Genomic DNA, 13,623 nt, shown 5'->3' on the forward strand with positions numbered 1-13,623 from the left:
GATCTATAAAGGGAGTAAGCTTAACTGGCTTACTGTCAATACATAGAAAATTAGGCATATCTTTTTTGCCTTGGTGCTTCCGCTCTATTTTGTTCAGCTCGCCGTTCAAACGTTCCAGCGTGCCGTAGAAGCACCACTAACGGAAGCAGTAGACGATTTGCCATCGAAGCTGGGGCGTTTCAAATTACGCCCGCGCAGCGGACCGCATTGGATGCCTATGCGAAAGATTTTCAGAATACAGTCAACCATCTTCCTTAAATTGTATTTACGCTTAAGCTTGTCATTCAGAAGTTGTTCTATAATTTGCCACAGCGCCGGCAGACCGGCGGGCATCGGAAAGCTCATTGAATTGGGTTTGCATCTGCTTCGAAGGTTAGCCACTCAAAAGTAGGTACGCCGATGCCCTATTTAAAATTTAAACATATTCTAAAATATATCATATAATTCTTTACAGCTTTATTGCATAGCTCTATAAAAAAAAGCTGATTATAACCTCAATCCGCCTTAGAGGTATGCCTTTTAGAAATCTATAAGTATGGATTAAGTACAAAATCAACCTGTTAGAAGTACAATATTTGAACTCATTTAGTCTAGTTGTCCTGGCTAAATGGTAGCCATGCAATAAAGCCGATCCCGATTGTTAAGAGATCAATCAGCACCGTAAGAGTTGGCGGGTTATAAATAAAAAGCAGTACCGAGTTTCTAGTCCCCGGTACTGCGCTCTAATTCCTTCTGTAAAATTCTTCTTCTATTATGTTCTTCTAATTCTTACTTCTCTTCTTTTTTTACTTCTTCTTCTTCATTCTTTTCCTCGTTTTTCGTGGGTTTAATTTTGTTCTGATACCACGTGTAGAAAACGAGTGCAGCCGTGAAGATGTGTTCCAAGTCATGTAAAATGTCCGCAAGCTTGGCAACAACATCAAGTAGGCTGTCTAACGACAGATGCTTGGTAGTTTTTCCATACCGTACTAAACTTAGAGAAAATATTAAAAGTTCCTCTAAGACAAAATATTATCTTGATAAGACGCTGAAATCTGATATTATTAGCAAGATAAGCGCAGGTGTGAATTCCAAAAAAAGTTTATAAGGCGCGACCAAGATAGGGAGCGGTGATGGATAGGTCAAATTTGACAGTTATTTACCAATTGTTTACGCCAAAAAAGAGGCAGCTACGGTTTTATGCGTAACTGCCTCATAATCAGGGTGGTGATGGACGGAATCGAACCGCCGACACAAGGATTTTCAGTCCTTTGCTCTACCGACTGAGCTACATCACCGTTCAGTTGGTTTCTTTTGGGACTGCAAAAATAGGATTCGCTTCTGGCTTTGCAAATTATTTTCTCAAAATCTTTTTTAATTTTTGTCGGTCCGCGCCCCGGTACCCCCAATCCGCCCGCGTCTGCCTACCTTTATCCAGCAGAATAATCCGTACCGACCCTTGCGCGGAAACCTTTTTTTTCGGTACTTGCCCTAGTATGCTTGCATACTATTTGTAGATACTAAACCGAGCCGATAAAGTACCCTTACCAAGCACCTACCAAGTACCTATGGAAGTGATACAGCAGATTTTGTTTATCGTAGCGCTGGGCCTGACGGCCTGGATCATCGCCCGGCGGGTGCAGGTCATCAAGCGGACTATCCAGCTGGGCCGTCCTGACGACCGCACCGATCGCCCCGCCGAGCGGCTGGGTATGATGCTGCGCGTGGCTTTTGGCCAAAAGAAAATGTTTGAGCGTCCGCTGATCGGTATCATGCACTTTATGCTCTACGCGGGCTTTTTGCTCATCAACATCGAGATCCTGGAGATTATCCTGGACGGAGCCCTGGGTCAGCACCGGCTTTTTGCCCCGGCGCTGGGCGGCTTTTATTCGTTCCTGATTGGCTTCTTCGAGTTTTTGGCCGTGGGGGTACTGGTGGTGTGCGTGGTCTTTTTGCTGCGCCGCAACGGCACGCGCGTGGAGCGTTTTCAGCCGCCCCGCCACCGCGAAATGCACGGCTGGCCCTTCCTGGACGGCAACTTGATCCTGATCTTCGAGATTGTGCTCATGGTAGCCATCCTGACCATGAACGCCGCCGACTCCGCGCTCCAGGACATGGGCAGCGCCCACTACCGCCGCACCGGCGACTTCGCCTTTAGCCAATTCCTGAAGCCGCTTTTTGCGGGCTGGAACGAAAGTACCCTGATCGTCTACGAGCGCGTGGCCTGGTGGATTCACATCCTGGGGATCTTCGCTTTTGGCGTGTACGTGACCTACTCCAAGCACCTGCACATTGCGCTGGGTTTCCCCAACACCTACTTTGCCCGGCTCATCCCGCGCGGCAAAATACACAACATGCCCGAGATCACGAAGGAGGTGAAAATCATGCTGGGCGTGGAGCAGCCCGCGGCCGACGCGCCCCCCGCCGAGATCGGGCGCTTCGGGGCCAAAGACGTCATGGACCTGAGCTGGAAAAACCTCATGGATGCCTACTCCTGCACCGAATGCGGGCGCTGCACGGCGGCCTGCCCGGCCAACATCACGGGCAAGAAACTCTCGCCCCGGAAGATCATGATGGACACCCGCGACCGCCTCGAAGAGGCCGGCCGCAACATGCAGGCCAACGGGGGTACTTTCGTGGACGACGGCAAAAGCCTGCTGGGCGACTACATCCTGGAAGAAGAAATACTGGCCTGTACTACCTGCAATGCCTGTGTGCAGGAGTGCCCGGTGCTGATCAACCCGCTGGATATTATCCTGCAACTACGCCGCTACCAGGTCATGGACGAAGCCAAAGCGCCCGCCGCCTGGAATGCCATGTTCAGCAACCTGGAGACGAGCCAGGCCCCCTGGAAGTTCTCGCCCGGGGACCGGTTCAACTGGGCGAATGGGTTGAAGTAGTTTGGAGGTACTTTTGGCAGAGGGGTAAGGGCATGGGGTGGCTCGGTGAGGGTACTTTAGAATTTCATTCTGTGAGGAATTAAACTAGATACGATCATGGACGGACTGATTATTTTCGGGCTGATAGCGCTGGTGCTGGCGGGCGTAGGTACCTTTATCTGGACGAAGGAAGCGACCTACCTGCTGGCCAATTTTCCCAAAGACCCGGCCCAGATCCGCGACCGGAAGGGCCTGGCGCGCTGGGCAGGTACCTTTCTGTGGGTGCTGGCGGGCGTATTTCTGCTGGAAGGGTACCTGGTGTGGAAATTCCACCAAACCAAGTACGAGCTCGTCCCGCTCGTGGTGCTGATCCCCGTCGTGAGCCTCGTTACGGTGATCTTCCTGGTGCTGGGGCAGCGTTTTGTAAACTAACATTGTACACGATTTTATCCATTCGCAGGAAAGTACCTGCTCAATGCTATGGCCGAAACGACCTTTAAAGTACCTACCATGGCCGAAATGGCCGCCGCCGGCGAAACGCCCGAAGTGCTCTTCTGGGTGGGCTGCGCGGGCTCCTTCGACGACCGCTACAAAAAAGTGACCGTCGCTTTTGTGAAAATACTGAATAAGGTGGGGATCAAATTTGCGGTACTGGGTACCGAAGAAGGCTGCACCGGCGACCCCGCCCGGCGCGCGGGCAACGAGTTCCTGTTTCAGATGCAGGCCATGGCCAACATCCAGGTACTGGACATGTACCAGGTCAAAAAAATCGTGACGGCCTGCCCGCACTGCTTCAATACGCTCAAGCACGAGTACCCCGAGCTGGGAGGTACCTACGAGGTACTTCACCACTCCACCTACCTGCAACAGCTCATCAACGAGGGCCGCGTGGGCATCAAGGGCGGGGGTACTTTCAAAGGCCGCCGCATTACCTTCCACGACTCCTGCTACCTGGGCCGCGCCAACAACATATACGAAGCGCCGCGCGAGGTACTGGAAGCCCTCGACGCCGAGCTGGTAGAAATGAAGCGCTCGCGCGTGAAGGGCCTCTGCTGCGGAGCGGGCGGCGCGCAGATGTTCAAGGAACCCGAGCCCGGCAAAAAAGACGTGAACATCGAGCGCATCGAGGAGGCCCTGGGTACCGGGGCCGACACCATCGCGGTGGCCTGCCCGTTCTGCATGGTGATGATGACCGACGGTGTCAAAAACAAAGAAAAGGAGGACTCCGTAAAGGTACTTGACCTGGCCGAGCTCATCGCGCAGGCCGAGGGACTGTAGGGGTACTTTGGTACTTTATTAGAAGTAGGCTCAAACCATTTCCTGCTCCAGAAGGTACCCCTATTTAAAACTCATCAGATAGCCCGTGAGGTCGGCCAGGGCCTGCTCGTCGAGGCCCAGGGCGGTGGGCTCGGGCATGAGCGAGTTGGGCAAAGGCTCCCGGCTCTTGATGTCGGCGGCTTTGAGGGTATGGCGCTGCCCGGCGGCGTCTTTGAGCACCACGGTAGCGCCGTCGCTGAGCAGGAAGCCAAAGTACGTCTGCCCCTGGTGGGTGGTTATAGTATAGGCTTCGTAGCCAAACACCAAACTGGCCGACGGGTTCACGATGGCATCCAGCAAGCCCAGTTTATCGAATTTTTGGTGAATGGTCGTGAGATCGGGGCCAATGTCCGCGCCGGCTTCGCCGTGGCGGTGGCAGGTAGCGCAGCGAGTACCGAAAAGTACCTTGCCGCGCTCGGCGTCGGCCTGCATCCGGGCTATAAAATCGACCTTAAGTACCTTGCCCGCCCGCGGAAAAAACTGGCTGGCCAGTACGCGTACGTTCTGGTCGGGATTTTTGAAAATGAGCTCCGATATGGCCTCGGAGATGTTCCCAGGTAGTTGGCCCTGCACTTTCAGGTCCAGGAGCAAGTTGCCACCCTGGGCGTCGGTGGCCAGGCGTCGAGCGGCTTCGATGCGCGCTTCCACGGGCAGGTTTTTGTCTACTACCCGTTTTTTTAATTCCAACAGCTGTAAGTAAGCGGGTGTAAGTACCTGGGCGGTGGCCTGCTGCCAGTCCAGGAGCTCGGCCCAGTCGTTGGTTTGGCGGAAGCCAAGCCACCACTGCGCCTGGGCCGCCACATCCGCCAGCGACGACTTCGACAAGCTGACCATGGCTTCCGCCGCTTTTTTATCCCGAATGAACGCCAGCGCCGTGAGCGCCTTTCGGCGTTCGGCTTCAGGTACCTGCACCGAGCCCGCCCGTACTTTTAGTTCGTCCACGGCCTGCACGGGATGCAGACGCCAGGCCAGCTGCGCCCGCGGTGCCGACCAGCCCTCGGGCTCGGTGGGGTACATGGCTTGTGCCAGGGCATATACCGGCCCTTCCCGGCCCTCGGCGGCGTTGCCCAGGGCGTCGAGCAGCCAGGGGTCCTGGCCGTCGAAGCGTTTGATGAGCGTCGCGAAAGTACCCTTGGCTTCCGCAAAAGGTACCTCACGCAGGGCCACGGCTACTTCGTGCCGGATGGCGGCATCGGGGTCGGTGGCCATTTTTTCCAGGTACCCCCGCTCGGCTTCCACCGACCGTAGCGCCCGGAAGGCGGTGAGGCGCAGGTTGGCGTCGGGGGCGGCCAGCAGCTTCACGACCTCCGCTTTTCCGGGCTCGCCCAGCTGCGCCATCAGCCACACGGCCCGCGCCCGGTGGTAGGGGTTTTTGGCCGCAAGTACCTGCTTCAGGGCGGGGAGCACGGCCGCTCCTTTCTTTTTTAATCCCTCAAAACCCAGCGCCCGCACGTTCACCGCCGGGCTCTTCAGGGCGTCGATCAGGCCCGCCGTGGTAGTCAGGTCCAGCTTGGGGGTACTTAGTTTTTTTCCTTTGGGCGTAATGCGGTAGATGCGCCCGTAGCCTTTGGTATCCTGCATGGCGTGCCCACCCACGATGGGGTCGTACCAGTCGGCCAGGTACCAGGCCCCGTCGGGCCCCACGGCGATGTCGGACGGGCGGAACCACTTGCGCGTGTCCTGGTCGGTCTCGAACCACTCGTAGCGCTCCGACGCCTGCGGAAAGGAGCTGATGAGGTCGCGCCGCGTGAGCTTAAAGCCCGCCCCCTGCTTTTGGGGCTGATACCCAAAAACGACGTTACGCCCCGCTTCGCAGCTCAGCAAAGTACCCCGGTACTGCGGCCCCAGCGCGTCGCCTTCGTAGAAGACAATCCCCGTGGGGGAGCCCGCGCCGGTGTTATCTCCGGCGGGCATCACGCCCGGATCTTCCTGGTGCCAGTGGGCCGTAAACATATCCTGGCCGGGACGGCGGTCGGCCTGCCAGTAGCGGGTACCGTCCTGGGCAAAGTACCCCGCGTTGCCGTTTTCGGGCAGGTACGACACCCGGCAGGTAATCACCTGGTCGTCGTTGTCGTTTTGCCACATGTTGCCGTAGCTGTCCAGGCATACTTCGTAGCTATTGCGGAAATTGTGCCCAAGTACCTTCAGGCCCGTCCCGTCGGGGTTGATGCGTAGCGCCAGGCCACCTACCCACACCCGCCCGTCGTCGGATTTTTGGTTGCCCTGGTTTTCTTTGTTGTAAGGGGTACCTCCGGTGTACAAACTACCACTGCGGAGGGTCCAGCCGCTGCGGTCGGTCACGATATGCGGCCCGGCGTTGCCGACGTTGAAGAACCAGCGGCCGTCGGGGCCCGCCACCAATGAATGCAGCGAGTGGTCGTGGTCGTAGCCACCGAAGCCCGTCAAAAGTACCTCGCGTGAATCTGGTTTGTCATCCCCGTCGTCGTCGGTGTACACGATCAGGTTTGGCGCGCAGGAAACAATCACCTTATTGCCTATGACGGCAATGCCCAGCGGGGCCGTCAGGAGCGAATCCTGCACAAATACCTTGGCCGTTTCGGCCTTGCCGTCCCCGTCTTTATCTTCCAGGATCATGATGCGGTCGCCCTGGGTTCGGTGGCTGAGGCGCTCTTCGGGCTTGGTCTTGAAGTCGCGGTAGTTGACGGCCTCCGTGATCCACACCCGTCCGTGGGCGTCGATGTCCATGTTGGTAGGGTTATGAAAGAGCGGCGCTTCGGCCCAGAGGGTAGCTTCGAGGTCCTCGGGCAGGTAGAGGCGGGCGGGGTCCTCGGCGGGGTTGGTGAGGCTTACGCCCAAAAAACCTACGGCCGTAGTGAGTACTACCCGCAAAAACCAACGATGAGAAAGGGTGCGCGTCATTATTTTTTTGGATTAATAACCAATGAAGAAGAGGTACCTGTAGCAAGGTACCTGGGCAATAAAGTACCTTAGCGAAACGAAAAGAGCGTTTCCAGGTACTGGCGGTTTTGCTGGTAGCACTCCACCACGTCGGCCCCCTTGGGCGTAGCGCCCTCGATGTGCATCCAGCCCTGGTACCCTACCTTATTCACGAGCTCGGCAATGCGGGGCCAGTCCAGGGTACCTTCGCCCAGGCGGGAGCCGTTTTCTTTCATATGCAGCTCGCAAATCATTTCTTTGCCCAGCAGCGGCAGCTCCTGGTAGGGGTCATAGCCCGCGTCGGCGGCGTTCCGGAAGTCGTAGTACACTTTTACGGCCGGAGAACCCACGGCCTCGATGAGGGCCAGGTGCTCGGGCCCGCTCAGGTAGGACTCGATCCCCAGCGTGATGCCCTGCTTCTCGGCGTGGGGCGCTACTTTTTTCAGGCGCTCAATCACTACCTTCTTGCCCGCGTCGTCGTTACGGAGGTCATTTTCTGAGAAAAACGCCAGCAGAACTACCTGCACGTCCAGCGCTTTGGCGGCGTCTACGCTGTTCCAGACCCAGGCTTCGGTCCGGGCTTCCGACTTATAAGGTACCCGGTTGAGCTCGCCGATGGCCAGACTGGCTATTTTTACGCCCGTGCGCAGGGACGCCTCCCGGATGGCCCGCAGCGTATCCGGATTGGACAGCCCCACGGCGTCTTTGCCCGTATTGTAGCTTACCTGCACGCCCTGAAGGCCGATCTGCCGTGCCCGATCGAAGGCTTCGGGATTCAGGCCCTTGCCCAGCGACCAGTCGCAGGCGCCCAGCTGCCAGCGGGCCGCCGGTACCGGCCGCGCCCAAACGTGATTCAGGCCCGCTACGCCCCCTACCAGTAGGGCCGCTTTTCGGAGCGCCTCTCGTCGTGTTAGCATACTTTTTTTAGTTTCTAAGTACCTTTCAGGAATCGTTTGACGAAAAAAGAATTTATGTCAACGGATTTTGTACAAAAGGTACCTTGGGCGGACTTTTACTGTCTTGGAAGAGGCGGAGTTTGAGTACCCTCCGGCCTGGCCCGAACCCAATCGGACTTTTTCCGGTTTTTGAATAGAAACCGGGGTACTTTGGTTCTTTTTTGATTAACCCTTTATTGCCTACGTGCTATGTATCTTCCTTTTGACGAAATTGATTTTAACGCGCGGGTCTGGGTTTACCAGGCCAACCGCTCCCTTACCGACGAAGAGGTCGGTGTCATAAGCCAAACGCTCAAAGCCGCGCTCGACGGCTGGGAGGCGCACAACAAGCCTTTGCTGGCTTCGGCCAAGGTGTTTCACCACCGCTTTGTGGTGGTAGCCGTGGACGAATCACACGAACTACCCAGCGGCTGCTCCATTGACAAGTCGGTGCATTGGCTCCAGGAAATAGGGCAGCGGATGGGTATCGACTTTTTCGACCGCTCCGTAGCCTACCTCGAACCCAGCGGCGAGGTACGTACGCTCGCCATCCAGGAGGTGAAACAGGCCATCGCCGAAGAGCAGATCACGTCAGGTACTACGGTGTTTGATAACCTGGTGGCTACCAAGGCGCAATGGATGACCCACTGGAAAGTACCTGCGTTACAAACCTGGATGAAACGGTATTTCAAGCAACAGACGGCCTGAGGCTTTGAAAGGTAATCTTTCGGGCTTAGCTTTGTTGCACACGTTTGATGAGGTATATGACTATTTTACGCGTTGCGGCCGGGCTGTGGCTGGCGGTGTGGCTGCTCGGCTGCGATACCAACACCCATTATAAAGCCTACGAAGACATCGACGACGGGCTTTGGTACATCAAGGATGCCGCTACGTTTCGGGTGGAGATTAGTGACACTACCCAGCGGTACAACGTATACTACCTGCTGCGCAACGGCCTGCAGTACCCCTACTACAACCTCTACCTGAACCGGAGGGTCACCGGGCCAGATAGCGCCGTGCTGTCGTCCCGGCTTGACGAGCTGTTTCTGTCTGACGCCACTACGGGCAAGCCGTACGGCAACGGGCTGGGGGATTTATTTGATCACAAGATCCTCTTCATGAGGAACTACCGCTTTCCTAAAGCAGGTACCTATACCTTCACCTTTACGCAGTCGATGCGGCAAAATCCGCTTCCCTTTATTTTGGGCGTAGGCGTGAGTGTAGAAAAGGTGGAGGCGAGTGCTTCGACAAGCCCTTAGAGCTACTACGATGGATTCTTTCTTACCCTTCTTCCCGCTAAACCTGGTGGTATACCCCCAGGAAAACCTGAACCTCCATATTTTTGAACCACGCTACCAGCAGCTGATCACCGAATGTATGGAGACGGATCAACCGTTTGGGATACCTACTTTTCTGAATAGTAAACTGCCCGGCTATGGCACCGAAGTGACCGTAACTACCCTGCACAAGCGCTACGACGACGGGCAGATGGATATTTCTACCCAGGGGCAGCGGGTATTCAGGATCGAGACGTTCGAGAATCCGGTGGCGGGGAAGCTCTATGCGGGTGGTGAAGTAACTTACTTCGACGGAGAGGCGGATCTGCAAAAACCCCTGCCGGAGCTCCTCGAGCTGCTCGCTACCTTTTATGATTTGTTAACGACGCCGGTGGAGTATAACCCGGAGGTACCCCTCTTTTCGTTTCAGATAGCCCATAAAGTAGGCCTTCCGCTGGACGAGGAATACCACCTGCTAACCATCGCTCTCGAAAGCGAGCGGCAGCTCCTGCTGATTCAGCATTTGCGAAAAATCATTCCGGTGGTGAAGGAAATAGCGCGTACCAAGGACCGCATCCGCATGAACGGTCATTTCAAAAACCTGGACCCGCTCACTTTTTAGGCGCTCACTCCTCCGATCCACCGGCTGGTCCGGCGGTGCCTCCGCCTTCCTGCGGGGGCCGTGGCTTGCGTCGGCGCGCCGGGCGGCGTTTCTTTTTCTCGGCGGTAGCCACCGCTGCTTCCTCGTTTCGTGGCGCTTCCGGTACTACTACTACTGTGGGTGCGGGTGCCGGTCTGGGCGCTTCGCGGCGGCGCGGCGGCTGTTGCCGCGGACGCCTGGGCTCTTCGTACTGCGGGGTACCTCGCTCCTGGGCTTTTTCTTCGGCCACTTCCCGCTCGGGCTCGCCCAGCAGAAAACCAATGGGCTCCGTACGGGGATTGGCGTCCAGGATCACTTTAATAATGGCGATCAGCGGTAGCGCCAGAATTAAGCCCGACAGTCCCCACAGCTGCCCGCCCAACAGTAAAGCGACGATAGCCGCCAGCGGATTGATACTCACTTTGGAGCCCACGATGTTGGGCGTAATGAAGTTGCCCTCCAGAAATTGCACGAAGGCCATCACCCCGATCACCCCCACGGCGGCCCAGGGCGATTCTTCGGTAACGAGGCTCATGAGGGCGGGAAGAATGGAGCCGATCAGGATGCCGATGTAGGGGATCAGGATCAAAAAGGCGGCCAGAAAGCCAAAAAATACGGCATAGTCAATCCCCAGGATAAGCAGCCCAATGGTATTGAGCACGCCCACAATCCCGATGACCAGAATGAGACCCGCCAGGTACCCCTGGATGACGTCGTAGATTTTTTTCAGTACATTATCCAGCCTGAACCGGGGTACGCTCTGGAACGCTTTGTGCACAAACCGCCGGAAAAAATCGCGGTAAAGCAAGAAAAAGAAAACGTAGATCGGTACCAGCGTGGCGGTAGTGAGGGTGCCCGTGGTACTTACGAGCAGGTTGAGCATGATGGTGCGGCTTTCGGAGAGGGCGTTGAGCAGGTACTTTTTGCCCTCGCTCACCTGTTCGCTGCGGCTTACGTTGAGGTAGCGCTCGCCCATGCTGAGGAGTTGCTCCAGAAAGGCTTCGGCCTTTTCGGTGATGCGCGGAATTTCCTCGGCGAAAGAACCGACCTGCCGCGACACAAGGTAGACTAAACCAACGATGACGACCAGAAAAAGCAAGAGGCTCAGGAAAATCGCTATCACACGGGGTACCCGCCAGCGCTCCAGACGATCACAAACGGGATGCAGTAAAATGGAGAAAAGTACCGAAAAAGTCAGCGGAATGAGGGTTTCGCGTAGCGAAGAAAGAATAAATACCCCGGCGATGAGAATGATGAGAATGCTGGCCCATTTTGTGTATAAGGGCAATTGACTACCTTTGTTTGGGACGGAACCCGCCGATATGCTCATGTCGAAGCTCTTGTATATATGGTTTATTGTAAAGACAGCTCTGTGCGGTTGTCAGCCTGACCATCGGCTTCATGGCTTCGATAAGGTACGTTCGCAGTACAAAGTTAGCAAAGTGGGGCGGTTTTCAGCAATGGTCGGTGAAAGTTCGGGTCTGGCGCGCTCCAGCCGGGAGGGAGCCTTCTGGACTCACAACGACAGCGGCGGCCTGCCCGAGCTCTACGAACTGGACTCCAGGGGTACTTTACTCCGGACGCTGCCCGTCCCCAATGCCCAAAATGTAGATTGGGAAGACCTGGCCCAGAGCCCCGACGGACGGCTGTACATTGGCGATATGGGCAACAACGCCAACCAGCGCCGCTCGCTCACCATCTATACCTACTCGCCGGAGCAGCAGGCCACGGAGGCGGTGATGACCTACCGCTACGCCGACCAGACGCAGTTTCCGCCCCCGCCCGACCAGCAGCATTTCGACTGCGAAGCGCTCTTTTACTTTCAGCAAAACCTGTATTTATTTACCAAAACCCGCAGCAAGAGCAACCCGCTGGTAAAAACCTACACCCTGCCGGCCCGGCCGGGGGAGTACGCCCTGTTGCCCACCGACAGCCTCTACCTGAAAGCCCAGGTGACGGGTGCCGACATAAGCCCCGACGGAAGTACCTTCGCGCTGCTCACGTACGGCAAAATTCTCCTGTTTGAGATTCAAGACCAGGCTATCAACTTTAAGAAGCCGCTCGGGTGCATTCGGTTTTTTAAAAAACAAACGGAAGGAATCGTGTTCCTGAATAACAAGGACTTACTGGTTACGAACGAGCAAGGTCAGTTCTTTAAGCTAGTGCGTCGTTGATATTAAATTTGTGTTAAGTCTGGCTTTATTTACCTCATGGCACCTACACATGCGCTAATTTCGTCCTTTGTTTTTAACACCAATCCGTCAACACTATGAGTGCCGCTAAAACCACCCAAGTAGCCCAGAAAGTACTTGTGGTTGATGATGATCCCGATATTGTTGAACTCCTGGAATACAACCTCCAGAAAGAAGGCTACGCCGTAGAAACGGCTTCTAACGGAAAAAAAGCCCTGGAGGTAGGTGCCTGGTTTATGCCGGACCTAATCTTGCTCGACATCATGATGCCCCAAATGGACGGCATCGAGACGGGCCGTATGCTGCGCAAAAACGCCGATCTGAAGAATACCTACATTTTGTTTTTGACGGCCCGCTCGGAAGAGTACTCCGAAGTGGCGGCTTTTGAAATAGGAGCGGATGATTACATCACCAAGCCCATCAAGCCCCGCGCGCTGATGAGCCGCATCAACGCGCTGTTCCGGCGGGAAGCCCAGAAGTCGGACCCCGGCGACGAGGTACTGATTGCGGGGCTGTCCATCAACCGAAAAAACTACACGGTTACGCAGGGCGAAAAATCCTTTATCCTGCCCAAAAAAGAGTTTGAGCTGCTTTTCTTTTTGGCCCAAAGCCCCGAAAAAGTCTTTAGCCGGGAAGAACTACTGCAGAAGATCTGGGGAGCGGACATCTACGTACTTGAACGCACCGTAGACGTCCACATCCGGAAGCTGCGGGAAAAACTCGGCGAGGGCTACATCAAAACTCTCAAGGGAGTAGGGTACATGTTTACCGACCAGGCCGAGTAGGCAGGTACTTAGGTACTTACTTGCTTAGTACTTGCCGTCGCCCGCCTGGTAGGCGTCGTATTCTTCCAGGATCTTAATGATGTCCGATTCGGTCCTGAAATCCAGCTGTTGTTCTTTGATGGCGTATTCCATGGTCCGTTTGCGGTCGCTCAGGATTTTGAGCATCCCCTTGCGGTCGTTTTTCTTGATGGGATACATGGTGCCTCCTTTTAAGACATACAGCTTTTCGCTGGGCTCAAACCGCCGCGTAACCGTGGCCGAGTTGTAGGGCTTTTCGTCGCGCATCCGGTTCTCGTAGCGTTTGAGCAGCTTGGTGTTGCCGTCATGAAGTACCCGGTAAAAGCTAGCGTCGGTCTGGCGATCTACCTTGGGAAAACCGCGCCGAAAGATGTACAGGTCATCATCCGTCGGAATCGAAAATTCCAGCGTCTCCGCCGCGCCCAGCCGGTACATTTTGCCTTGCTGCTCGTATTCTACTTCGTCCTTATAGGCATCGTAGCGCATCTTCACGCCGTCATATACTTTTCCGTTTTGGGCCCGAATGGTCCCCAGGTACCATTTATCCTTGAGGTAAGGGGAGCCCTCCACGTCGGTGTACTGTTGCTCGGTCACGGCGCGTCCGTTTATGTCGGTCAGGTACTGAGCCTGCACCAGCGGAGCCAGCAGTACCAGGAACAAAAGGGTACTTGGTATTTTTTTCATACGTTCTAGTGTCGGTTAG

Annotated in this window: 12 protein-coding genes and 1 tRNA gene; 8 read left to right on the top strand and 5 right to left on the bottom strand. The window is 55.6% G+C overall.

Annotated elements, in window-relative coordinates:
* Nucleotides 1–1,204: 1,204 nt before the first annotated feature.
* Nucleotides 1,205–1,277, bottom strand: a tRNA-Phe gene (locus HNQ92_RS00165).
* Between the two features lie 270 nt (nt 1,278–1,547).
* Between HNQ92_RS00165 and HNQ92_RS00170 the strand changes: the two genes are divergently transcribed.
* From HNQ92_RS00170 to HNQ92_RS00180, 3 genes are all read left to right on the top strand, one after another.
* A complete protein-coding gene (locus HNQ92_RS00170; RefSeq protein ID WP_184169251.1) occupies nt 1,548–2,879 on the top strand; it encodes a 4Fe-4S dicluster domain-containing protein in 1,332 nt (443 codons plus the stop codon).
* A gap of 96 nt (nt 2,880–2,975) precedes the next feature.
* Nucleotides 2,976–3,290, top strand: coding sequence for a DUF3784 domain-containing protein (locus HNQ92_RS00175; protein WP_184169253.1), 315 nt, complete (start codon nt 2,976–2,978; stop codon nt 3,288–3,290).
* 48 nt (nt 3,291–3,338) lie between these two features.
* On the top strand, nt 3,339–4,136 hold the full coding sequence (locus HNQ92_RS00180; RefSeq protein ID WP_184169255.1) for a (Fe-S)-binding protein: 798 nt from the start codon (nt 3,339–3,341) through the stop codon (nt 4,134–4,136).
* 60 nt (nt 4,137–4,196) lie between these two features.
* On the opposite strand, the gene HNQ92_RS00185 is transcribed toward HNQ92_RS00180, so the two are convergent.
* Together HNQ92_RS00185 and HNQ92_RS00190 are read right to left on the bottom strand one after the other, a co-directional pair.
* Nucleotides 4,197–7,055, bottom strand: a complete 2,859-nt coding sequence (locus HNQ92_RS00185; protein ID WP_184169257.1) for a PVC-type heme-binding CxxCH protein — start codon at nt 7,053–7,055, stop codon at nt 4,197–4,199.
* Between the two features lie 68 nt (nt 7,056–7,123).
* Nucleotides 7,124–7,990 (bottom strand): sugar phosphate isomerase/epimerase family protein, encoded by an 867-nt coding sequence (locus tag HNQ92_RS00190; protein WP_184169259.1) that lies wholly within the window; start codon nt 7,988–7,990, stop codon nt 7,124–7,126.
* A 228-nt stretch (nt 7,991–8,218) separates the two neighbouring features.
* Between HNQ92_RS00190 and HNQ92_RS00195 the strand changes: the two genes are divergently transcribed.
* From HNQ92_RS00195 to HNQ92_RS00205, 3 genes are read left to right on the top strand one after another with little or no spacing between them, the layout of a single operon-like run.
* Nucleotides 8,219–8,716 (top strand): hypothetical protein, encoded by a 498-nt coding sequence (locus HNQ92_RS00195; protein WP_184169261.1) that lies wholly within the window; start codon nt 8,219–8,221, stop codon nt 8,714–8,716.
* Between the two features lie 56 nt (nt 8,717–8,772).
* The gene (locus tag HNQ92_RS00200; RefSeq protein ID WP_184169263.1) at nt 8,773–9,267 is read left to right on the top strand and encodes a gliding motility lipoprotein GldH; all 495 of its coding nucleotides are present in this window, start codon (nt 8,773–8,775) and stop codon (nt 9,265–9,267) included.
* A 10-nt stretch (nt 9,268–9,277) separates the two neighbouring features.
* Nucleotides 9,278–9,907 (top strand): LON peptidase substrate-binding domain-containing protein, encoded by a 630-nt coding sequence (locus HNQ92_RS00205; RefSeq protein WP_184169265.1) that lies wholly within the window; start codon nt 9,278–9,280, stop codon nt 9,905–9,907.
* A 4-nt stretch (nt 9,908–9,911) separates the two neighbouring features.
* On the opposite strand, the gene HNQ92_RS00210 is transcribed toward HNQ92_RS00205, so the two are convergent.
* Nucleotides 9,912–11,213 (bottom strand): AI-2E family transporter, encoded by a 1,302-nt coding sequence (locus HNQ92_RS00210; RefSeq protein ID WP_246439355.1) that lies wholly within the window; start codon nt 11,211–11,213, stop codon nt 9,912–9,914.
* Between the two features lie 172 nt (nt 11,214–11,385).
* On the opposite strand from HNQ92_RS00210, the gene HNQ92_RS00215 reads away from it, so the two are divergent.
* Both HNQ92_RS00215 and HNQ92_RS00220 read left to right on the top strand, forming a co-directional pair.
* Nucleotides 11,386–12,099, top strand: coding sequence for an SdiA-regulated/phytase-like domain-containing protein (locus tag HNQ92_RS00215; protein ID WP_246439356.1), 714 nt, complete (start codon nt 11,386–11,388; stop codon nt 12,097–12,099).
* Nucleotides 12,100–12,194: 95 nt separating this feature from the next.
* Nucleotides 12,195–12,902 carry a response regulator transcription factor gene (locus HNQ92_RS00220; RefSeq protein ID WP_184169269.1) on the top strand — a complete coding sequence of 236 codons (708 nt, stop codon included), beginning with the start codon at nt 12,195–12,197 and terminating at the stop codon, nt 12,900–12,902.
* Nucleotides 12,903–12,926: 24 nt separating this feature from the next.
* Here the strand turns inward: HNQ92_RS00220 and HNQ92_RS00225 are convergent, their stop codons facing one another.
* The gene (locus HNQ92_RS00225) at nt 12,927–13,604 is read right to left on the bottom strand and encodes a hypothetical protein (protein ID WP_184169271.1); all 678 of its coding nucleotides are present in this window, start codon (nt 13,602–13,604) and stop codon (nt 12,927–12,929) included.
* Between the last annotated feature and the right edge of the window lie 19 nt (nt 13,605–13,623).

It is taken from the genome of Rhabdobacter roseus (assembly GCF_014202275.1).
Lineage (GTDB): Bacteria > Bacteroidota > Bacteroidia > Cytophagales > Spirosomataceae > Rhabdobacter > Rhabdobacter roseus.

Bases quoted from the DNA above. Each gene is read 5' to 3' on its own strand.
- HNQ92_RS00195 (WP_184169261.1), top strand. From the start codon at position 8,219: ATGTATCTTCCTTTTGACGAAATTGATTTTAACGCGCGGGTCTGGGTT.
- HNQ92_RS00180 (WP_184169255.1), top strand. From the start codon at position 3,339: ATGGCCGAAACGACCTTTAAAGTACCTACCATGGCCGAAATGGCCGCC.
- HNQ92_RS00205 (WP_184169265.1), top strand. From the start codon at position 9,278: ATGGATTCTTTCTTACCCTTCTTCCCGCTAAACCTGGTGGTATACCCC.
- HNQ92_RS00220 (WP_184169269.1), top strand. From the start codon at position 12,195: ATGAGTGCCGCTAAAACCACCCAAGTAGCCCAGAAAGTACTTGTGGTT.
- HNQ92_RS00190 (WP_184169259.1), bottom strand. From the start codon at position 7,990: ATGCTAACACGACGAGAGGCGCTCCGAAAAGCGGCCCTACTGGTAGGG.
- HNQ92_RS00225 (WP_184169271.1), bottom strand. From the start codon at position 13,604: ATGAAAAAAATACCAAGTACCCTTTTGTTCCTGGTACTGCTGGCTCCG.
- HNQ92_RS00175 (WP_184169253.1), top strand. From the start codon at position 2,976: ATGGACGGACTGATTATTTTCGGGCTGATAGCGCTGGTGCTGGCGGGC.
- HNQ92_RS00215 (WP_246439356.1), top strand. From the start codon at position 11,386: ATGGTCGGTGAAAGTTCGGGTCTGGCGCGCTCCAGCCGGGAGGGAGCC.
- HNQ92_RS00170 (WP_184169251.1), top strand. From the start codon at position 1,548: ATGGAAGTGATACAGCAGATTTTGTTTATCGTAGCGCTGGGCCTGACG.
- HNQ92_RS00200 (WP_184169263.1), top strand. From the start codon at position 8,773: ATGACTATTTTACGCGTTGCGGCCGGGCTGTGGCTGGCGGTGTGGCTG.
- HNQ92_RS00185 (WP_184169257.1), bottom strand. From the start codon at position 7,055: ATGACGCGCACCCTTTCTCATCGTTGGTTTTTGCGGGTAGTACTCACT.